Annotated in this window: 18 protein-coding genes and 3 tRNA genes; 10 read left to right on the top strand and 11 right to left on the bottom strand. The window is 72.6% G+C overall.

Translation table 11 applies throughout. The features are described 5' to 3' along the window. Positions 1-190: 190 nt before the first annotated feature. Positions 191-264 (bottom strand) — tRNA-Lys (locus tag RM812_RS24505). Between the two features lie 232 nt (positions 265-496). On the opposite strand from RM812_RS24505, the gene RM812_RS24500 reads away from it, so the two are divergent. From RM812_RS24500 to RM812_RS24490, 3 genes are all read left to right on the top strand, one after another. Further along, entirely contained in the window at positions 497-1,663 is a 1,167-nt protein-coding gene (locus tag RM812_RS24500; protein WP_311575574.1) for a peptidoglycan-binding protein, read from the top strand. Between the two features lie 59 nt (positions 1,664-1,722). Beyond that, positions 1,723-2,877, top strand: coding sequence for an SPFH domain-containing protein (locus RM812_RS24495; protein ID WP_311575572.1), 1,155 nt, complete (start codon positions 1,723-1,725; stop codon positions 2,875-2,877). 107 nt (positions 2,878-2,984) lie between these two features. Further along, positions 2,985-3,590 carry a lytic polysaccharide monooxygenase auxiliary activity family 9 protein gene (locus RM812_RS24490; RefSeq protein ID WP_311575570.1) on the top strand — a complete coding sequence of 202 codons (606 nt, stop codon included), beginning with the start codon at positions 2,985-2,987 and terminating at the stop codon, positions 3,588-3,590. Positions 3,591-3,634: 44 nt separating this feature from the next. On the opposite strand, the gene RM812_RS24485 is transcribed toward RM812_RS24490, so the two are convergent. The 6 genes from RM812_RS24485 to ehuB all read right to left on the bottom strand — a co-directional run bounded on the left by RM812_RS24485 (position 3,635) and on the right by ehuB (position 7,831). Continuing rightward, positions 3,635-3,708: transfer RNA gene (locus RM812_RS24485), tRNA-Lys, on the bottom strand. A gap of 45 nt (positions 3,709-3,753) precedes the next feature. Further along, positions 3,754-4,551 carry an IclR family transcriptional regulator gene (locus RM812_RS24480; protein ID WP_311575567.1) on the bottom strand — a complete coding sequence of 266 codons (798 nt, stop codon included), beginning with the start codon at positions 4,549-4,551 and terminating at the stop codon, positions 3,754-3,756. 227 nt (positions 4,552-4,778) lie between these two features. After that, on the bottom strand, positions 4,779-5,564 hold the full coding sequence (gene ehuA / locus RM812_RS24475) for an ectoine/hydroxyectoine ABC transporter ATP-binding protein EhuA (protein ID WP_311575564.1): 786 nt from the start codon (positions 5,562-5,564) through the stop codon (positions 4,779-4,781). After that, positions 5,554-6,204, bottom strand: a complete 651-nt coding sequence (ehuD, locus tag RM812_RS24470) for an ectoine/hydroxyectoine ABC transporter permease subunit EhuD (RefSeq protein ID WP_311575561.1) — start codon at positions 6,202-6,204, stop codon at positions 5,554-5,556. The genes ehuA and ehuD overlap by 11 nt, the downstream gene beginning before the upstream one ends. Continuing rightward, complete coding sequence (ehuC, locus tag RM812_RS24465; RefSeq protein WP_311575559.1) at positions 6,201-6,905, bottom strand: ectoine/hydroxyectoine ABC transporter permease subunit EhuC; 705 nt, start codon at positions 6,903-6,905, stop codon at positions 6,201-6,203. Before ehuC ends, ehuD begins: the two co-directional genes overlap by 4 nt. Continuing rightward, positions 6,902-7,831: an ectoine/hydroxyectoine ABC transporter substrate-binding protein EhuB gene (ehuB, locus tag RM812_RS24460; protein WP_311575556.1), complete on the bottom strand. Its 930-nt coding sequence runs from the start codon at positions 7,829-7,831 to the stop codon at positions 6,902-6,904. The genes ehuC and ehuB overlap by 4 nt, the downstream gene beginning before the upstream one ends. 107 nt (positions 7,832-7,938) lie before the next feature. Between ehuB and RM812_RS24455 the strand changes: the two genes are divergently transcribed. After that, a complete protein-coding gene (locus RM812_RS24455) occupies positions 7,939-8,433 on the top strand; it encodes a DUF3830 family protein (RefSeq protein WP_311575553.1) in 495 nt (164 codons plus the stop codon). Between the two features lie 161 nt (positions 8,434-8,594). Here RM812_RS24455 and RM812_RS24450 read toward each other — a convergent pair whose 3' ends face one another. Together RM812_RS24450 and RM812_RS24445 are read right to left on the bottom strand one after the other, a co-directional pair. Continuing rightward, positions 8,595-9,989 (bottom strand): amidase, encoded by a 1,395-nt coding sequence (locus RM812_RS24450; protein WP_311575551.1) that lies wholly within the window; start codon positions 9,987-9,989, stop codon positions 8,595-8,597. 23 nt (positions 9,990-10,012) lie between these two features. Further along, entirely contained in the window at positions 10,013-10,960 is a 948-nt protein-coding gene (locus RM812_RS24445; protein WP_311575548.1) for a D-2-hydroxyacid dehydrogenase, read from the bottom strand. A gap of 186 nt (positions 10,961-11,146) precedes the next feature. On the opposite strand from RM812_RS24445, the gene RM812_RS24440 reads away from it, so the two are divergent. The 5 genes from RM812_RS24440 (at position 11,147) to RM812_RS24420 (ending at position 14,080) form a co-directional block, all read left to right on the top strand. Next, entirely contained in the window at positions 11,147-11,983 is an 837-nt protein-coding gene (locus RM812_RS24440) for a maleate cis-trans isomerase family protein (RefSeq protein WP_311575546.1), read from the top strand. Next, positions 11,980-12,711: a maleate cis-trans isomerase family protein gene (locus RM812_RS24435; protein WP_311575543.1), complete on the top strand. Its 732-nt coding sequence runs from the start codon at positions 11,980-11,982 to the stop codon at positions 12,709-12,711. The genes RM812_RS24440 and RM812_RS24435 overlap by 4 nt, the downstream gene beginning before the upstream one ends. A 155-nt stretch (positions 12,712-12,866) precedes the next feature. Next, positions 12,867-13,238 carry a hypothetical protein gene (locus tag RM812_RS24430; protein WP_311575540.1) on the top strand — a complete coding sequence of 124 codons (372 nt, stop codon included), beginning with the start codon at positions 12,867-12,869 and terminating at the stop codon, positions 13,236-13,238. A gap of 145 nt (positions 13,239-13,383) precedes the next feature. Then, on the top strand, positions 13,384-14,016 hold the full coding sequence (locus RM812_RS24425) for a bifunctional DNA primase/polymerase (protein WP_311575537.1): 633 nt from the start codon (positions 13,384-13,386) through the stop codon (positions 14,014-14,016). After that, a tRNA-Lys gene (locus RM812_RS24420) sits at positions 14,007-14,080 on the top strand. The genes RM812_RS24425 and RM812_RS24420 overlap by 10 nt, the downstream gene beginning before the upstream one ends. A 77-nt stretch (positions 14,081-14,157) precedes the next feature. Here the strand turns inward: RM812_RS24420 and RM812_RS24415 are convergent. Then, on the bottom strand, positions 14,158-15,534 hold the full coding sequence (locus RM812_RS24415; RefSeq protein ID WP_311575535.1) for a M6 family metalloprotease domain-containing protein: 1,377 nt from the start codon (positions 15,532-15,534) through the stop codon (positions 14,158-14,160). A 284-nt stretch (positions 15,535-15,818) separates the two neighbouring features. Between RM812_RS24415 and RM812_RS24410 the strand changes: the two genes are divergently transcribed. Next, positions 15,819-17,717 carry a putative bifunctional diguanylate cyclase/phosphodiesterase gene (locus tag RM812_RS24410; RefSeq protein WP_311575532.1) on the top strand — a complete coding sequence of 633 codons (1,899 nt, stop codon included), beginning with the start codon at positions 15,819-15,821 and terminating at the stop codon, positions 17,715-17,717. Here the strand turns inward: RM812_RS24410 and RM812_RS24405 are convergent. Beyond that, positions 17,693-18,793, bottom strand: a complete 1,101-nt coding sequence (locus RM812_RS24405) for an LLM class flavin-dependent oxidoreductase (protein ID WP_311575530.1) — start codon at positions 18,791-18,793, stop codon at positions 17,693-17,695. The two genes, RM812_RS24410 and RM812_RS24405, sit on opposite strands and share 25 nt — an antisense overlap. Positions 18,794-18,980 lie beyond the last annotated feature (187 nt).

The following is an 18,980-nucleotide window of genomic DNA, read 5'->3' as shown; positions in this document are numbered from 1 at the left end:
GTAGCTGTCACCACGGCGTCCACAGCTTATATAGACACGGAATGACAGCCCCCGGTTGCATGATGCCCCCCTCGGCATCCGGCCCCCCAACCGGACCAGGGTTCTACGGCCTCCGGTGTGATCGCAAGATGTCCGCCGTCCGGGTACACCAAAGGCCCCTCGTGTGATACGAGAGGCCTTCGGTCGTCTGTGCGCCGCCAGGGACTCGAACCCCGGACCCGCTGATTAAGAGTCAGCTGCTCTAACCAACTGAGCTAGCGGCGCCTGCTGACCTGCACAACTCTACCCGACCCCGCGGGGTGCTCCGGACTCCCCCGGAGGGCGCCGCACCGGTCCCGGGGGGCGCCGCTCTCCCGTGTGCGCCGCACGGGTTCATCCTTCGGACCGTCAACATGCGAATGAGGAAGACAGTTGAGAAACTGATCACCGTGCGTCGACGTGCACCGCCGACGTGCGGCGCCGCGGACATTTCCACCTGGTGTGTGAGGGGAATCGCATGGAGACTCCGGTATTCGAGGAAATCGATCCCGCGAGCGACTGCGAATGCCCCGGTTGCCGGCACTGGCGGCACGTGCTGCCGTATTCCCCGGCCGGCCGCGCTCCCGCCCATCCGGCGGCCCACCGCGTCCTGATCGTGGCCACCGCCGCCGCTTCCGCCCTCGGCGCGACCCATGCGGCAGCGGCCCCGGCCATCGCCCACGCCCCACCCCGGCCGGGCGTTTCCGCAGGTGAGGAGCGTGACACCCCGCAGGGGCCGAGAGCCCCGCTGCACGGCCGGACCGGCAGGCCGGTGGGGCCCCCGGCCACGGTGGAACCGGTCGCGATCACCCGTGCGGAGATCATCGAACGGGCCAGGGCCTGGGTCACCGCGAAGGTCCCCTACAGCGTGACCGCCTACTGGTCCGACGGTTATCGGCAGGACTGCTCGGGTTATGTCTCGATGGCATGGAAACTGCCCACCAACGAATGGACGGGGAGCCTCGGCGCTTTCGCGGACCGCATCACCAAGGAGGAACTCGAGCCCGGCGACATTCTGCTCTTCCACAACGCGTCCGACCCGCAGACGGGTTCCCACGTGGTGATCTTCGGCGGCTGGACGGACCGGACGCACACCACCTACACGGCCTACGAGCAGACCTCGCCGCACACCCGCGCACTGTCCACGCCCTACGCCTACTGGAGCAACTCCGCCCAGTACCTGCCCTACCGCTACAAGGGGGTCACCGCGAGCACCGCGGGCACGGCGGCCGGGGCGCCGTCCGCGACCTCCTCCCCGGCAGCGTCCCCCTCCTCCCGGGGAGCGTCCTCCCCTTATCCGGGGGCGTCCTCCTTCGGTCCCGGCGTGAGCGGCGAGCACGTCACCGAGCTGGAGCGCGCCGCGGGTCCGGGTCCGGCCCCGGCGGCCGGCCCCGCCTCGCACGGCGTGGCCGGCTACCCCGGACGGGCGCTGTTCCGGCCGGGCGCGCACAACCCGTACGTCACCCGGCTCGGCCGGCAGCTGGTGAAGAAGGGATTCGGCACGTACTACACGACCGGACCGGGTCCGCGCTGGGGCGAGGCGGACCGGCGGGGTGTCGAGGCCTTCCAGCGTGCCCAGGGCTGGCGCGGTGGCGCGGCGGACGGCCACCCGGGACCGGAGACCTGGCGGCGGCTCTTCTCGTGACCGTCCGCCGCCGGTGACCACCCGTTCATGACGCATCTGGCGCGGAGGCTGGAGCACGCATGAGTACGACCTCGTCCACCTCGTCCACGAACCCGGAGACCAGGCCGCCGGCCACTCCCCAGTCCGACGCGGCGTCGGAGGCCGGCCACCGGCCCACCCGGGTCATCCACAACGAGTCCACCACGGAGATCCCCGTCCACCTGCTGTTCCGCGACGACCCCGTCCCGGCGCCGGTGCCGCTGCCGCCCGCGGTCGTCGGGCGCCGGCAGGGCACCGGAGAGCAGCCCCGGACGCGGCGCCCCGTCGCCGTGCGCCCGCGCCCGGTACCGGGGGTCGACCCGGAGCTGACGGAGCGCCCGGCCCGGGTGCTGCCCGGCGTGGTGGGCGTGGTCGCCGGGGCCTGCGGAGCGGCCGGCTGCGCGGTGACCTCCTGGTGGGCGGGGATCCTTCCGCCGCTCGCGGCCGAGGCGCTGGGGCTGCCCGCGCACGCGGGTGCGGGGCTCGGGCCCGCCCAGTGGGCGGCGTATCTGGCCGCCGGGGCGCTGGGGCTGTTCGGCTTCGGCGGGCTGGCCCGGGGCAGGACCGGGCAGGCCTGGGTCCTCGGCCTGTTCGGCCGCTACCGGGGGACCGTCCGGCGCACCGGCCTGATGTGGGTCGACCCGCTGCTGCTGCGCCGACGGGTCGACGTCCGGCTGCGGCACTGGCGCAGTGAGCCGATGCCCGCGGCCGACGGCAACGGGGTCGCGCTGCGGGTGGTGACGCTGGTGGTGTGGCGGGTGCGGGACACCGCGCGGGCCACGCTGGGCATCGAGGACCACGAGACGTATCTGCGCGAGTGCGTCGAGGCGGCGCTGGCCCGGGTCCCGGTGGAGCCGCTCGGCACGGTGCGCGGCTCGGCGGACGTGGCCGGCGAGACGCTCACCCGGCTGGTGGCGGCGGACGTGGCACCGGTCGGCCTGGAGGTGTTCTCGGTGCGGCCGGTCCGGGTGGAGTACGCCCCCGAGGTCGCCGCCGCGATGCACCGGCGCCGGATCGCCGCGCTGGACGCGGCGCAGCGGGCGAGCGTGCTCACCTCGGTCGTGGACTCGGTGGAGGACACGGTGACCCGGCTGACCATGCGCGGACTGGTCGAACTCGACGACTACGAGCGCAAGGTGCTGGTGAAGGACCTTACGGTGGCGTTCTGCGCGGGGCGTGGGGACACGGGGGCCTGACCCCTTCCTCGATTGGTATGGACATGTTCAACTCGCGGCAATAATCTGAGACTTGGTCTAGACCTGCACGGCTCACTGAACCTCCCCCACGTCACAGGAGCAGCAGTATGCGCACAAGGACCAAGTTGTATGCCGCCGCGGTGGGCATGGCGACCACCGGAGCCCTCGTGCTCTCGTCCGGCGGCGCCAGCGGCCACGGCTACACCGACCTGCCGGTCAGCCGGCAGAAGCTCTGCCAGAACGGCACCGTCAGCGGATGCGGCGCCATCCAGTGGGAGCCGCAGAGCGTCGAGGGGCCCAAGGGCTTCCCGGCCTCCGGACCGGCCGACGGGCAGATCTGCTCCGCCGGTCACGGGTCGTTCGCCGCGCTCGACAGCCCCAAGCGGCCGGGCGGCCAGGCGTGGCCGACGACCCAGGTGAACGGCGGGCAGAGCTACACCTTCCGCTGGCAGTTCACCGCCCGGCACGCCACGACCGACTTCCGGTACTACATCACCAAGCCGGGCTGGAACCAGAACCACAACCTGTCCCGGTCCGACCTCAACCTCACGCCGTTCTTCACGGTGCCCTACGGCGGCAAGCAGCCGCCGGCCACCCTCTCCCACAGCGGCACGCTGCCGTCCGGGCTGAGCGGGCACCACGTCGTCCTCGCGGTGTGGACCGTCGCCGACACGGGCAACGCGTTCTACGCGTGCTCGGACGTGACGTTCTGAAACGAGCGGAGGGCCCCTCGCCTGAGCGAGGGGCCCTCCTTCTGTGCGCCGCCAGGGACTCGAACCCCGGACCCGCTGATTAAGAGTCAGCTGCTCTAACCAACTGAGCTAGCGGCGCATGACTCCCGCCGTCCGCTTCCCGCGGTCGGCGACGAAGAAAATACTACCCGGTCCCGAGGGGTGCTGGTGACCAGGTGCCGGTGGGCCGGATCGCGAGCGACAGCAGTACCGGTGCCGCGTTCCGGTTCAGCTCGTCCGCGGCCTGCCGCAGCCGGTGGGCCTGCGCGACCGGGAGGGACAGGGCCAGGCAGCCCACGGCGGAACCGGCCGTGATCGGGACGGCCGCGCAGACCGTGCCCACCGCGTACTCCTGGAGGTCGAGGACGGGCACGGTGGGCGGCTGCGAGTCCAGCCGGGACAGCAGGATCCGGTCGCTGGTGATGGTGCGCGAGGTCAGCCGCGCCGTCCTGTGCCGGGCGAGATGGTCGCGGCGGCCGGCGTGGTCCAGCTGGGTCAGCAGGCTCTTGCCGACCGCGGTGGCGTGCGCCGCGTCACGGAAGTCCACCCACTCGTTCACCCTCGGGGTGTCCGGCCCGTCGGCGTACTGGGTGACGCTGACCTCGCCGTCGACGTACCGGCTGATGTAGACGGCGGCGCCCACCGAGTCGCGCAGGCGGTCCAGGGTGCGCTGGAGCCTCTCGCGCAGGGCCCGCTCACCGTCGTGGGCCGAGCCCAGGCGGGCCAGGGCCTGTCCGGTGACGTACGTGCCGTCGGCGCTCCGCTCGACGTAGCCCTCGCGGCGCAGCATGCGCAGGAGCGCGGTCAGTCGCTCCCGGCCGAGGCCGGTCCGCCGGGCGAGTTCCGTGTCGGTGACTCCGGTGGTGTACCGCGCCACCGTCTCCAGGACGCGCAGGGCGTCCTGGGTGCAGTGGTGCGGCGCGGTCGGTTCGTGCTGCGCCACGGTGGTCTCCCCCTGCGCTGGCTCTCGGGCCCTGCCCCCGATCCGGACAGCGGATCCTCGTCACGATAGCCGCCAAGGGCTCCGGTGCGAGGGGGAGTTGGGGAGATTACGGGGCTCCCGTCCGCCGCGCCGGCTCGCTGGTACATGCCGGGCGGCATGCCCCGGTGTCCCGACCTCGGACGTCGGGGCACCGGGGCGTACCGCCCCGTGGACGCGGCATCACCGCGTCACAGCACGGCGCTGAGGAACTCCCGGGTCCGGTCGTGCTCCGGCTCGCTGAAGATCTGCTCCGGCGGCCCGGCCTCGATGACCCGTCCCGAGTCGAACATCAGGACCTGGTCCGAGATGTCCCGGGCGAAGTTCATCTCGTGGGTCACGCACAGCATCGTGATGTCCGTGCTGCGGGCGATGTCCCGCAGCAGGTCGAGGACGCCCGCGACCAGCTCCGGGTCCAGCGCCGAGGTCACCTCGTCGAGGAGGAGCACCTTGGGCCGCATCGCCAGCGCCCGGGCGATCGCCACCCGCTGCTGCTGGCCGCCGGAGAGCTGGGCCGGCCGGGCGTCGCACTTGTCGGCCAGGCCGACCATGTCGAGCAGGCCCCTGGCCCGTTCCACCGCCTCGTCCTTGGGCATGCCGAGCACGGTGACCGGCGCCTCGGTGATGTTGCGCAGCACGCTCATGTTCGGGAACAGGTTGAACTGCTGGAACACCATCCCGATCTGCTTGCGGACCTCGCGGCGCTCCTTCTCGGTCGCCGGGAAGAGCTTCTGCCCGTCCACGGTGATCGTGCCCTCGTCGGGCTTGAGCAGCGTCATCAGCAGCCGCAGGATCGTCGTCTTGCCCGACCCGGACGGGCCGATCAGCGTGACGTGCTTGCCGGCGTCGACGGAGAAGTCCAGGTGGTCGAGGACGGTGTTGTCCCCGAACCGCTTGGTGACCTGCTCCAGGCGGACCAGCTCGCCGGAGCTGCGCTCGGGGCTCTTCTCGGGAAGGGGGAGGGTGTCAGTGGGCAAGGCGTCGCTCCAGGGCTCGCAGGGCAAGGGAGGCCAGGTAGGAGATGACGATGAAGGCCACGCCGATCACCGTCAGGGGCTCGGTGAACTGGAAGTTCTGCTGGGAGAACAGCCGTGCCTCACCGAGCATCTCCAGCACGGTGATCGCCATCAGCAGCGGCGTGTCCTTCAGCATGGAGATCACGTAGTTGCCGAGGGCGGGCACCACACGGCGGATCGCCTGCGGCAGGACGACCGCCGTCCAGGTCCGCCGCAGCGGCAGGTTCAGCGCCGTCGCGGCCTCCCACTGACCGGCCGGCACCGCCTCGATGCCGGCCCGGTAGACCTGCATCGTGTACGTCGAGTAGTGCAGTCCGATGGCGAGCACACCGGTGGTGAGCGCCGAGGCGGTCACACCCCACTCGGGCAGCACGTAGAAGAGGAAGAAGAGCTGCACCAGCAGCGGGGTGTTCCGCACGAACTCGGTGACCACCCCGACGGGCCAGGTCACCCAGCGGGACGGCACCCGCATCAGCAGGGCCCACACCAGGCCGAGGACGAAGGAGACCAGCGATCCCAGGACCAGGATCTGCAGGGTGACCAGCAGACCGTCCCAGAAGTGCGGCATGAAGTCGGAGACCGCGTTCCAGTCCCAGTTCATCGGACACCCCCGATCTCGGCCGGCTCGGGAGTGAGGGACTTCCGCTTCGGTGCCGTCTTCCCGACGCCCGCCTTCAGCTTCTTCTCCAGCCCGCGCATCACCCGCGTGAGCAGGAACGCGATCACGAAGTAGATCAGCAGGACGTACGTGTAGATCTCCGCGCTCTCCTGCAGCGCGAGGCGCACCAGGTTGCCGCTGAAGGCCAGGTCGCCCATGCCCATGATCGACACCAGGGCGGTGCCCTTGAGCAGCTCGATCAGCAGGTTGGAGAAGGGCGGGATCATCTCCGGCACCGCCTGCGGCAGCAGGATCAGCTTCATCCGCTGCCAGGGCGTGAAGCTGAGCGCGATGCCGCCCTCCTTCTGCGCCGGGTCGACCGCGCCGAGCGCGCCGCGCACGATCTCGGACCCGTACGCCCCGTAGGTGAGGCCGAGGGCCAGCGTGCCCGCCCACATCGGCACCAGCTGCCAGCCGAAGGCCGGTGGCAGCACGAAGAACACCCAGAAGATCATCACCAGTGCGGAGGTCCCGCGGAACACCTCGGTGTAGAAGCCCGCGAGGAAGCGGACGACCCACAGCCGGTGGGTGCGCGCGACGCCGACCACGAAGGAGACGGCCGCCGCGAGCAGCGAGCTGAAGAAGAGCAGCTGGAGGGTGACCCAGACACCCTGGAGTACCAGTTCCCACAGTCCGGAGGTCATCCGCCGCACAGCTCCTTCGCGGTCAGATCGGTCATCTCGTCCGCGGTGAACCCGAAGGGCCTCAGGATGCGGAGCAGTTCACCGCTCTTCTTGAGCTTCCGCAGCTCGACGTTGAACGCGTCGCGCAGGTTGGTCTCGGTCGGGCGGAAGGCGAAACCGCCGCCGTCGACGTGCGGCTCGCCGCCGACGAGCGGCTTGAACGCCTCCGTGACCTCGGTCTTCGAGGACTTCTTCACCACCTCACGGGTGGTCAGCGCCGTGCCCGCGAACACGTCCACGCGCCCGGCCTCGACGGCGTTCAGACCGGCCACCTGGTCGGGGACGATCAGGATGTCGCCCTCCTCGTACCCGGCCTCGACCGCGTACTGGATCTCGGCGTACCCGGTGCCGGTCGCGAACCTGGCCTTCTTCTCCACGACGTCCTGGTAGTCGTGCAGGCCCAGGGGGTTCCCCTTGCGCACGATGAAGGAGTCGAGCATCTGGTAGTCGGGGTCGGAGAAGATGACCTGCTCGCAGCGGTCGGGGTTGATGTACATCCCGGCCGCCACGACGTCGAACTGCTGCGACGCCAGACCCGGGATGAGGGAGCCGAACTCCGTCGGCACCGGCTGCACCCGGTCCACGCCGAGCCGCTTGAAGATGACCTTCGCCAGCTCCGGCGCCTCGCCGGTCAGCTCCCCGTTCCTGTCGATGTACCCGAAGGGGATCTCACCCGCGATGCCGAGCCGGACCACGCCCTGTGCCCTGAGGCGGTCGAGCAGGTCACCGCCTTCCACACCGGACGCGGTGGCCACCCGAGAGCAGCCGGCGGCCCCCAGCGCGCCGAGCGCCGCGGCCCCCGCGAGCAGCGATCGGCGTGTGGGCCCCGAACTCCCGGGCCTTCGGACGGATATGCCCCATGGAGGGGTTCTGTGTGGTGGAGCCATGGGCGCGCAGCTACCCGAAGCCCCGAAGGTTATGCCGATCTTTTTCGGTCCGATACGACGGCACGGCACCCTTGACCGCGGCGCCCCGGCCCCCTGCCATGGAGGACATGGCTGATCGCTACATCGAAGTCTCGCTGGTCACACGCGCCCTCACGTGCACGGCCCGGCTGCTGGACGACCGGGCCCCGGCCACCTGCGCGGCGGTCTGGGAAGCGCTCCCCCTCGGCGGCGACGTGTATCACGCCAAATACGCCCGCAACGAGATCTACGCCCTCTTCCCGCCCTTCGCGGCATCCGAACCACCCCTGGAGAACCCGACCGTCACGCCCATTCCGGGCGACCTGTGCTATTTCGCCTTCGCGGGTGCGGAGTTGGGCACCAAGGCGTACGGCTACGACCACGAGGTCCGCGCGGGCACCACCCTCGTCGACCTCGCCCTCTTCTACGAGCGCAACAACCTGCTGCTCAACGGCGACGTCGGCTGGGTGCCCGGCACGGTCTGGGGCCAGGTCGTCGAGGGCCTGGACGCGATGGCCGAGGCCTGCAACGACCTGTGGCGGTCGGGGGCGGCGGGGGAGACGCTCAGCTTCCGGCGGGCCTAGTGCCGCAACAGGCAACGTTCGCCCCGTCGCGACGCCCGGCACGCACTCTCGCCGCACCGGCCGAAAGCCCGAGTACGTCCAGTACGAGGGCCTCCGGCCGGCACGCCGAGAGCACGCACCGGACGCCGCTCCTTACCGGGCAAACGTTGCCTGCCGCGGCACTAGGCCGCGAAGGAGGGCACGGCACCCGTCTCGTACAGCGCGTGCGCGGCCCGCAGGACCAGGTCGTCCCGGTGCCGGGCCGCCACGAGCTGCATCCCGATCGGCAGCCCGTCCCCGTCCGCCCCCACCGGTACGGTCGCCGCCGGCTGCTGGGTGAGGTTGAACGGGTAGGTGAACGGCGTCCACCCCGTCCACCGCCGGTGCCCCGAGCCCCTCGGCGCCTCGACGCCCGCATCGAACGCCGTGATCGGCAGCGTCGGCGTGACGAGCAGGTCGTACGCCTCGTGGAAGCCGCCCATCCGGCGGCCCAGCTCCATCCGGACGTCCACCGCGGCCAGGTACTCCAGCGCCGAGTACCGGGCGCCGACCCCGGCGATCTCCCGCAGCCCCGGGTCGAGGAGCTCGCGCCGGCGCGCCCCGAGACGCTGCACCACCCGCGCCGCCCCGCTGAACCACAGCGTGTGGAAGGCGTCCACCGGGTCCGCGAAGTCGGGATCGGCCTCCGTCACGTACGCCCCCAGCTCCGCCAGCCGCTCCACCGCCCGCCGGACCGCCGTCGCCACCGCCGGGCGCACCGCCACCTGCCCGCCGAGGCAGGGCGAGTACGCCACCCGCAGCCCCCGCACCCCGCCGGCCAGGGCCTCCGTGTACGAGCCGGGCGCGGGACCCAGCGCCGACCAGTCCCGGGCGTCCGGAACGCCGACGACGTCCAGCACCAGCGCCGCGTCCGCCGCGTCCCGGGTCATCGGACCGACGTGCGCGAGCGTGCCGAACGCGCTCGCCGGGTAGAGCGGGACCCGGCCGTACGTCGGTTTCAGGCCGAAGATCCCGCAGAAGGACGCCGGGATCCGCACGCTGCCGCCGCCGTCCGTACCGAGCGCCAGCGGCCCCGCACCGGCCGCGACGGCCGCCGCCGCGCCCCCGCTGGAACCGCCGGCGGTGCGCGACGGGTCGTGCGGGTTGCGGGTGACGCCGCTCAGCGGGGAGTCGGTCACGCCCTTCCAGCCGTACTCCGGGGTCGTCGTCTTCCCGACGAACACGGCGCCGTGCTCGCGCAGCCGGGCGACGGAGGGCGCGTCCTCGTCCCAGGGGCCGTCCGGCGAGACGGCCCGGGAGCCCCGCAGGGTCGGATGACCACGCGTCAGCAAAATGTCCTTCACCGTGACCGGCACCCCGTCCAGCCGCCCGCACGGCTCCCCGCGCCGCCACCGCTCCTCCGCCCGCCGGGCACCCTCGAGCGCCTCCTCGCCGGTGAGCCGGACGAACGCGTTCACCTCCGGCTGGATCCGCTCGGCCCGCGCCACGACCGCCCGGGTCACCTCCACGGGGCTGAACCCGCCCTTGCGGTAACCGTCGACGAGCTGTACCGCGGTCAGCTCGGTGAGGTCGGTCATGCACCCTCCCGCTTCCTGGGACGTCAGTGTCCGGGCACGTATCCGCGCCTCTTGTCGACCACGTTCGCCAGCGGCCCTCCCACCGCCCAGCTCTCGAACAACTCCACGAACTGACGGCCGAGTTCGTCCCGCCAGCCGATCGTGTCCCCGCTCATGTGCGGTGAGATGATCAGGTCCGGGACCCGCCACAACGGGCTGTCGGGCGCCAGGGGCTCGTGACGGAGGACGTCCAGGGCGGCACCCGCGATCCAGCGCCTGGCCAGCGCCTCGGCGAGGTCGTCCTCGACGACCAGCTGCCCGCGCCCGACGTTCACGAACCGGGCGGAGGGCTGCATCACCCCGAACCGCCGGGCGTCGAACATGCCGCGCGTGTCGTCGGTGAGCGGCGCCGCCGCGACCACCCAGTCGGCGCGGGCCAGCAGCCGGTCCAGGTCCGCCGGCCCGTGGACGCCGGTGCGAGGGGTGCGGCCGACCAGCGCGGTCGTGATGCCGAGCGCCTTGAGCGTCCGCGCGACCGCCCGCCCGATCGGCCCGGAGCCGACCACACAGGCACGCGTTCCGGCCACCCGCAGCGACTCACGGTGCCGCCAGGTCCGCTCGCCCTGCAACCGCAGCGTCGTCGGCAGGTCCTTGGCCATCGCCAGGACGAGCGCGGCGACGTATTCGGCGACGGGCTGGTCGAAGACGCCGCGCGCGTTGGTCACCACCGTGTCCGACTCGGTCAGCTCCGGACACATCAGATGGTCCACCCCCGCGCTCGCCGTGTGCACCCAGCGCGGGCGCGGGCCGCCACCGGGCCACGCCCGGCGCACCGCGTGCGAGGTGAAGTCCCACACCAGCAGGACGTCGGCGTGCGGCAGCCGTGCGGCGAGGGTCGTCTCGTCGGCGTGCTCGATCCGAGCCCGGCCGGTCAGCCGGCCCAGGCGGGGGAGCGGCTCGGCGTCCAGGACGAGGAGCGTGGGCGTGGTCATCGGCGGCCTGTCTCCGGGAGGATGCGCGCGGGCACGGTTCGGGGTTGACGGGGGAGTTGACCGGCTGCTGACCTGGTGGGGGTGCGGGCGGAACGACCACGTTCGCACCGGAACACACCCTCGTCAACACGGCCGTACATACGGTGCGTTGTGCTCCCCTCTCCCAGCGTGAGGTCGGTGCGTGCCATGGACGTCTCCTTTCTCGGCGGTCCGGCTCCGCAACGCGGGGTCGGCGTGGTCGCCCCGTTCGACTTCGCCCTCGACCGCGAGCTGTGGCGATGGGTGCCCGACGAGGTCTCGCTGCACATGACGCGGACCCCGTACGTGCCCGTCGAGGTCAGTCTGGACCTCGCCCGGCTGGTCAGCGAGCACGAGACGCTCGGCGAGGCGGTGCGCACCCTGACCGCCGTCGCCCCCGAGGTCGTCGCCTACGCCTGCGCCTCGGGCAGCTTCGTCGGCGGCGTCGCCGGTGAGCGCGCCATGTGCGAGGCGATGACCTGGGCGGGCACGGTCCCGTCCGTGACCACCTCCGGCGCGCTGCTGGACGCGCTGGCCGAGTTGGGCGCCCGCCGCGTCGCGCTGGTGACGCCGTACACCGTGTCGGTGACCCGGGCGCTGGAGGAGTACGTCGCCGAGGCCGGCGTCACCGTCTCCGGCCGTGCCTTCATGGGGCTGACCCGGCACATCTGGAAGGTCCCCTACCGCGACCTGGCCGCCATGGCGCGGCACGCGGTACCGCGCCCGGGGGCGGCCGACGCCCTGTTCATCTCCTGCACCAACCTGCCCACCTACGACGTCATCCCGCAACTGGAGGCCGAGCTGCGGCTCCCGGTGATCTCGGCCAACCAAGTGACGATGTGGGCTGCGCTGCGCCGACTGGGTACCCGTGCCGTGGGGCGGTACCAGGCGCTGACCGATCCGTCGGCGCGCACCGGCCCGGCGGTGCCGGGTACGGCCGGCCCCGTACTGCCGGAAACTTCGGACGTTCCCGGCAACGAACCGCAGCAGGAAGGGTGGACATGACAGCGCTGGGATTCCTGTACCCGGGCCACTCCGGCGAGGACGACTATCCACGCATCGAGCAGCTCCTGGGCAGCGACATCCGGGTGGACCTGGTGCACACGGACATCGGTGAGGACGCGCACCGGGTGGACGCGCTGCGGGAGATGGGCTCGCCGCGGCGGCTCGAGGCGGGCACGGCGCAACTGCGGCTCGCCGGCGCGGACGCCGTGGTGTGGGCCTGCACCAGCGGCGGCTTCGTGCACGGCTGGGAGGGCGCCCAGGAACAGGTGCGGGGCCTGGCCCGGACGGCGGGCCTCCCCGCCTCCTCCACCTCCTTCGCCTTCGTGCACGCGGCACGGGAGATCGGCGCACGGCGGGTGGCGATCGGCGCGACCTACCCGGAGGACGTGGCCCGGCTCTTCGCGGACTTCCTGAGCGCCGCCGGCATCGAGACGGTCGGCATCGCCGGCTCCGGCATCGTCACGGCGGCGGAGGTCGCCACCTGGACCGAGACCGAGGTCCTGGCCCTGGCCCGCTCCGCCGACCACCCGGACGCGCAGGCGGTCCTCCTCCCGGACACGGCCCTGCACACGGCGGCCCACATCCCGGTCCTGGAGAAGGAGCTCGGCAAACCGGTCCTCACCGCGAACCAGGTCACCGTCTGGGAGGGCCTCAGGCTGGCCGACCGGCGGGTGAACGCGCCGGAGCTGGGGGCGCTGTTCACACGGGAACCGGTGGTCCAGGTGTGAGGCCCGGGGGGCGCAGGATCACGGTCGGCCGCCGGTCGGCCGCCGGTTGACCGGGGGAACGAACGTCTGGGTCGGGGCCTCTTGCGCGGGCGCGGGACAATGGACGGTGGCCCACCCCACCGGTGGCCGTTCGTGACGCACGAGGAGGAGAAGACATGGCGGAGCCCGCGCCGCGTCGCAACCAGCCGCGGCTACGCCCCGCGCCCCTGCTCTTCGAGCCGGCGGAGGCGGCCGCCGATCCGGAGCACTTCTTCGACCTCGACTCGATGGACGACCCCCGGGCGCTGCTGGACCGGGCGACCGAACTGACACAGGCGTTCCGGGCGGCGGCGGACCGGGCGATGGAGTTCCAGGCGATGGCGGCGGCACAGCTCGCCGATCCGCGGCGGTTCGACCGGCTGACGGCCGCGGACATCGCCGAGCGGGCCGAGTGGACCGAGGACTACGCCAAGAAGATGGTGGAGTTCGGGCGGGACCTGATGCGCGGCGGTGAGAGCGGCGCCCGGGGGCACGCCGAACCCCTGTGACGCGCCGGGCCGGCCGCCGGGCAGACCGAGTAACCCGCACGCATATGCCAGGCGGCTGGGCAAGATACTCCCCTCCCCCCGCACCTGTCCCGGTTTCCCGCAACCCAGCGGAGTCGACTCCTCACGGCGGGTAGACCTGTGCGGCATGAGCAGCGCATGCAACGCCCCACTCGACGGAACCCTCGACGCCATCCTCGACGACACCCTCGACGTCTCGGACGTCACCTCGGACGGCGCCGCCTGGCTCGCCTCGGCGGCCACCCACCCGCGCGGCACGCTCGCGTTCTGGCAGGAGCGGCCCGAGGCCCCGGCCGTCCTGCCCTGCGGCTCCGCCTTCGACGTGGTGAGCGCGCCCGCGGTCTTCGGACGCCGGATGCTGGACCGGATGTGGGACGAGGGGCCGGGGTCGGGTCCGGTGGCGGAGTTCCGGGGCCGCATGCTGCTGTTCGCCGCGCCGGGCACGGCCCAGCGGCTGCCGTCGTTGCTGGAGTGGGAGGAATGGGGCGCGCGCGGCCGCGCCGGCGGCCGTACGGGCGCGGTGCCGCCGCTGCTGTGCCACGGCGCCGGGGACGCGGTGACCGTGCCGGCCCCCGTGGGCGCGCCCGCCGGTTCCGGCTCCCGCTGGCTGGTGGCCCCGGACACCCGTCGGCCGTGGCTGCCGGGTCCGGAGATCCTGCTCTGGGCCGCGGTACGGGCGGCCCGTGCCGCCGTCCGTATTTCGATTTTTCCCTCCGCCGACCAGGGTGCTAAGGTCTACGACGTCAGCAGGCGCCGCTAGCTCAGTTGGTTAGAGCAGCTGACTCTTAATCAGCGGGTCCGGGGTTCGAGTCCCTGGCGGCGCACGTTGCCGATGGCGAGGCGGTTCGCGGAAACGCGAAGCGACCTCGCCATCGTTGTTCCCGCCCTCGGGGGGCTTCGCTCACCCCGGTGTGACCTGCACCGTCCACGCCCCCGACACCGTCCGCCCCTCCACTTCCACCCGCACGCCGTCGCCCGGCACCGTGAAGCTCTCGCCGAGGCCCACCGGGGCGTCGGCGAGCGGCGGGTAGACCGAGTCCTCCCAGCAGGCCTCGGTGTCCGGATGGGCGTCGATCACCTCGACGGGCCCGCCCCCGGACGCCGCCCCGCTGCGCACCCGGTACACCAGCACCCCCGCCCGGCAGGCGCCGGCGTCGTTGCCGACCGGCCCCCGCGCCTCGAAGGCGAGCACGCTGTCCGCGCCGGTGCGCACCACCGCCAGTTTCGTGCCGTGCCCGAGGCCGAAGGACGGCGCCCCGGCGGCGCCCGTCACCACCACCCCCGGACCCGCCCCCAGCGGCTCCAGCGTCAGCCGTGTCGGCCCGCTGCCCCGTACGCACGCCACCTGCCGGGGCTCCAGCCAGCCCAGCTTCCACTTGTGCCAGCCGAGCAGGTCCGGGGCCAGACCGAACTGGCTGCCCATGAGGTCCCAGTCGCCGACATGGGTGTCCCAGTCGCCCTTGCCGTTCACCGGCCGGTGGTACAGGTCGGGCAGGTCGAAGACGTGCCCGGTCTCGTGGGCCAGGACCAGGCGGTCCGGCGGATGGTTCTCGAAGACCGTGACGATCCGCCGGATGTCGGTGCCGTCGGCCCGCATCGGGGTGTCCAGGTTGACGACCTTCGTGGCGTCGGAGTCCACGCCGGGCGCGTCCGGATCGGCGACGAAGTAGACGATGTCGTGGCGGGAGAAGTCGACGTGCCGGTCGGCGGCGGCGAGCGCGTCGCGCAGGAAGGCGGCCCGGCGCCCGGGGCTCCAGTCCCGCTGTATGTCGTACGCCGTCGACGGCCGCGGCATGCGGATCCAGTCGCGCACCTGGTGCGGGCGGATCGTGAACCTGCCGTAGGAGGCGCGCTCGAAGAAGCGGGTGGTGGCCGGGAAGTGGTCGGCGGCGATGTCGGCCGGCCCGGTCAGCGGCTGGGAGTCGGGGAAGGACAGGAAGATCATCACCGCGTCCAGCGCGCGGACCGGCCGGGGATAGGCGGCGTTCCAGGTGTCCAGGCCCTCGGAGTGGTGCACCTCGGTGCGCTGGAGGGCGCAGGGCTCCGGGGAGAAGGGCTCGGCGACCGAGGGGGCGGTGACCAGGGAGGTCGCGGCGAGCGCCGACATGGTGGTGCACACCGCCGCCGTACTGCGCAGCCGGGGCCGGGCCGCCCCCACCGCCCGGCGTCCCGCGCCGAGCCCCTTGAGTGCCTCCCGGGGAAGTCGCCTCAGGGGGAGCTGGCGCGGCACGGGGACCTCCGGGTGCGGTTGACGGAACGCCGCACCCAGCTTGTGCATGTTTGTCGTACTGCGCCCTGTTCGCCTGCACCGGATGGGTGAGTCGCCCGGAGTTTCGCCGGAGACCTCCGGGCCGACACCCCCGAGTCGTTCACGGAACGTCACAACTGGTCGGAGCGCTGAAGAACCCGTCCAGGTGTGATCAGAAACGATCCGCCGGAGAGATCACCCGCCCCCGAAGACGGGACGGCGGCTGGAAGGGCCTCCTGCCAGCCTCTATGATCGGCACACTTTCCTGCACGAACAGAGCACGTACAGAGCACGAGGCACTGCGGGAGCGAGCGGTGAACGGAACCTCCGAAGGGCCGGCGCCCGTGGCAGGCCTCGACCGATCGGCCGTCACGACGAGTGACGGCGGCCTGGCTCCTCGTACGCCGTGTACGGAGCCCCCGACCTACCGTTCGGTGTTCACGGCCGCTCCCCTCGCCATGGCCGTCGTCGACGCCGAGGGCCTGGTCGTCAGCGCCAACGACACGCTGGGCGCCCTGCTCGGCACCGACCCGGCCGCGCTGGCCGGCAGCACGGCGGCCGACCTCGTCGACCTTGCCTCGGACACCGGCACCTGGCACGCCTACCGCGAGGTGCTGCGGGGCGACCGGCCCCGGCTGCGCTGCACCCGGCGCCTGAAGGGGGCCGACGGGCGCTCCCTGTGGGCGCAGGTGACGATCGAGTCCCTGGCCGACTCCGGGGACACGCCGGGACTGCTGCTGTCGGTCGCCGACATCAGCGCCCGGCGCGAGCTCCAGGCGCGGCTGCGGCACCTCCAGATGCACGATCCGGTGACCCGCCTGCCCAACCGCGCCCTGTTCTTCGAACGCCTGACGGGCGCGCTGGAGGCGGAGTCGTACGAGCACGGCGGCACCGGCCGCATCGGCCTGTGCTACCTGGACCTGGACGGTTTCAAGGCCGTCAACGACACCCTGGGCCACCGTGTCGGCGACCGCCTGCTGGCCGCCGTGGCGGAACGTCTCACCCGCTGCGCGGAGGAGGCCGCCCACGCCCGCTCCGGCGCCCCGCTGGTGGCCCGGCTCGGCGGCGACGAGTTCGCCCTCCTGGTGGAGGACTCCACGGGCACCGACCAGCTCGCCGACCTGGCCGAGTCGGTGCTGACGGCCCTCCAGGCACCCTTCGAGCTCTGCGACCGCCGTCTCTCGGTGACCGCGTCGGTCGGTGTCGTCGAACGCCACACCGCGGGCACCACCGCCACCGCCCTGATGCAGGCCGCCGACACCACCCTGTACTGGGCCAAGGCCGACGGCCGGGCCCGCTGGACGCTCTTCGACCCCGAGCGCAACGCGAACCGCATGACCCGCCAGGCCCTCGCCGCCACGCTCCGTCCGGCCATCGAGCGCGGCGAGTTCGCCCTGGAGTACCAGCCGCTGGTGAGCATGGAGGACGGCCGGGTGCGGGGCGTCGAGGCGCTCATCCGCTGGAACCACCCTCAGTTCGGCGTACTGTCGCCGAATCGGTTCATCGCACTGGCGGAGGAGGACGGTTCGATCGTCCCGCTCGGCCGCTGGATCCTGCGCACCGCCTGCCACCAGGCCCGCCGCTGGCAGCTCGCCCACCCGGACGACCCGCCGATCTTCGTCAGCGTCAACGTGGCGGTCCGCCAGGTCTGGGACTCGGACCTGGTGGCCGACGTGGCGGCGACCCTGGAGGAGACGGGCCTGGCCCCGCACCTGCTCCAGCTGGAACTGACGGAGTCGGCGGTGATGGGCTCGGCGGGCCGTCCGCTCCAGGCCCTCAAGGCGCTCAGCGACATGGGCGTCCACATCGCCATCGACGACTTCGGCACCGGCTACTCGAACCTCGCCTACCTGAGCCGGCTGCCGGTCTCGGTCCTGAAGCTGGACGGCGCCTTCGTACGGGGCTTCCAGTACGACGGGGTCCGGGACGCCGGGACGGCCGCGTCCGCCGACGCTTCCGACGCGTCCTCGGCGAACCCGGCCGACGAGGTCATCGTCGAGGCGATGGTCCAGCTCGCCCACCGCCTCGGCCTCACCGTCACCGCCGAGTGCGTGGAGACCTCCGACCAGGCGACCCGTCTGCGCCGCATCGGCTGCGACACCGGTCAGGGCTGGCTGTACTCCCGACCGGTGGCGCCGGATCGTATCTCCGCGCTCCTGGGCTCCGCCGGGCCCGGGGCGGCCGGGGTTCAGGCCGGGGTCGGCAAGCCGTAGGCGTCGGCGATCAGCTCGTAGGAGCGCAGGCGTACGTCGCCGCCGTGGGCGTTGGCGGTGAGCATCAGCTCGTCGGCGCCGGTGCGCTTCTGGAGGTCGTCGAGGCCGGTGCGGACCTCGTCGGCGGTCCCGTGGATGACGTTGGAGTTCCAGGAGTCCACGAACTCCCGCTCCATCGGGCTGAAGTCGTACGCCTCCGCCTCCTCGGGCGTCGGCACGAGCCCGGGGCGGCCCGTGCGCAGCCGGACCATGTTCAGCGCGGCGGCCAGCACCTGCCGACGGGCCTCCTTCTCGTCGTCGGTCGCGAGCGCGGAGACGCCGATGAGGGCGTACGGGGCGTCCAGGACGGCGGACGGCCGGAAGGACTCCCGGTACAGGTCGAGCGCCGGGACGGTGTTCTGCGCCGAGAAGTGGTGCGCGAAGGCGAAGGGCAGGCCGAGCGTGCCGGCCAGCCGGGCGCTGAAACCGGAGGAACCGAGCAGCCAGACCGGCGGCCGGTGCGCCGACTGCACGCCACCGGGGGAGGTCGCCTGCACGGGGCCCGGCACGGCGTGGATACGGGCGTACGGGTGCCCGTCCGGGAAGTCGTCGTCCAGGAACCGGATCAGCTCGGCGAGCTGCTGCGGGAAGTCGTCGGCGCCCTCGTTCAGCCGGTCGGTGCGGCGCAGCGCGGCGGCGGTGGCCCCGTCGGTGCCGGGCGCCCGGCCGAGGCCGAGGTCGACGCGTCCGGGGGCCATGGCCTCCAGCGTGCCGAACTGCTCCGCGATCACGAGCGGCGCGTGGTTCGGCAGCATGACGCCGCCCGAGCCGAGCCGGATGCGGTCGGTGTGGGCGGCCAGGTGGGCCAGGATCACCGCGGGCGAGGAGGAGGCGACGCCGGGCATGGAGTGGTGCTCGGCGACCCAGTACCGGTGGAAGCCGCGGGCCTCGGCGAGGCGCGCGATGTCCACGCTGGTCCGCAGGGCGTCGGTGGCGCTGCGGCCGGCGCCGACGGTCACCAGGTCCAGCACGGAGAGGGGGACGGGAGCGGTGCCGTGGGCGGTGCCCCGGATCTCCTCTGCGGCGTCTGCGGCCATGGTGGGGTGCCTCCTGTGTCGTGTGACGTTCGCTGGGCGACGTAACAGGAGGGAGCCTCCGGTTATTCCCCCGTGGGGGGTGCCGACAGCCTGGAGGGGCCTGGAGGAGCCTGGAGGAGCCTGGAGGGCTCAATGTCAGTGGGTTCGCCTACGGTGAGGGCACCATCGATGTCGTCATGTCCGTGAC

The sequence above is a fragment of the Streptomyces lancefieldiae genome (assembly GCF_031845825.1).
In the GTDB taxonomy this organism is placed as follows: domain Bacteria; phylum Actinomycetota; class Actinomycetes; order Streptomycetales; family Streptomycetaceae; genus Streptomyces; species Streptomyces lancefieldiae.
This window is presented reverse-complemented; position numbering and strand designations above follow the sequence as displayed.

Bases quoted from the DNA above. Each gene is read 5' to 3' on its own strand.
- RM812_RS24435 (WP_311575543.1), top strand. From the start codon at position 11,980: ATGACAGCGCTGGGATTCCTGTACCCGGGCCACTCCGGCGAGGACGAC.
- RM812_RS24415 (WP_311575535.1), bottom strand. From the start codon at position 15,534: ATGCACAAGCTGGGTGCGGCGTTCCGTCAACCGCACCCGGAGGTCCCC.
- RM812_RS24445 (WP_311575548.1), bottom strand. From the start codon at position 10,960: ATGACCACGCCCACGCTCCTCGTCCTGGACGCCGAGCCGCTCCCCCGC.
- RM812_RS24450 (WP_311575551.1), bottom strand. From the start codon at position 9,989: ATGACCGACCTCACCGAGCTGACCGCGGTACAGCTCGTCGACGGTTAC.
- ehuB (WP_311575556.1), bottom strand. From the start codon at position 7,831: ATGGCTCCACCACACAGAACCCCTCCATGGGGCATATCCGTCCGAAGG.
- RM812_RS24430 (WP_311575540.1), top strand. From the start codon at position 12,867: ATGGCGGAGCCCGCGCCGCGTCGCAACCAGCCGCGGCTACGCCCCGCG.
- RM812_RS24500 (WP_311575574.1), top strand. From the start codon at position 497: ATGGAGACTCCGGTATTCGAGGAAATCGATCCCGCGAGCGACTGCGAA.
- RM812_RS24495 (WP_311575572.1), top strand. From the start codon at position 1,723: ATGAGTACGACCTCGTCCACCTCGTCCACGAACCCGGAGACCAGGCCG.
- RM812_RS24455 (WP_311575553.1), top strand. From the start codon at position 7,939: ATGGCTGATCGCTACATCGAAGTCTCGCTGGTCACACGCGCCCTCACG.
- RM812_RS24490 (WP_311575570.1), top strand. From the start codon at position 2,985: ATGCGCACAAGGACCAAGTTGTATGCCGCCGCGGTGGGCATGGCGACC.
- RM812_RS24405 (WP_311575530.1), bottom strand. From the start codon at position 18,793: ATGGCCGCAGACGCCGCAGAGGAGATCCGGGGCACCGCCCACGGCACC.
- ehuC (WP_311575559.1), bottom strand. From the start codon at position 6,905: ATGACCTCCGGACTGTGGGAACTGGTACTCCAGGGTGTCTGGGTCACC.
- RM812_RS24425 (WP_311575537.1), top strand. From the start codon at position 13,384: ATGAGCAGCGCATGCAACGCCCCACTCGACGGAACCCTCGACGCCATC.
- RM812_RS24440 (WP_311575546.1), top strand. From the start codon at position 11,147: ATGGACGTCTCCTTTCTCGGCGGTCCGGCTCCGCAACGCGGGGTCGGC.
- ehuD (WP_311575561.1), bottom strand. From the start codon at position 6,204: ATGAACTGGGACTGGAACGCGGTCTCCGACTTCATGCCGCACTTCTGG.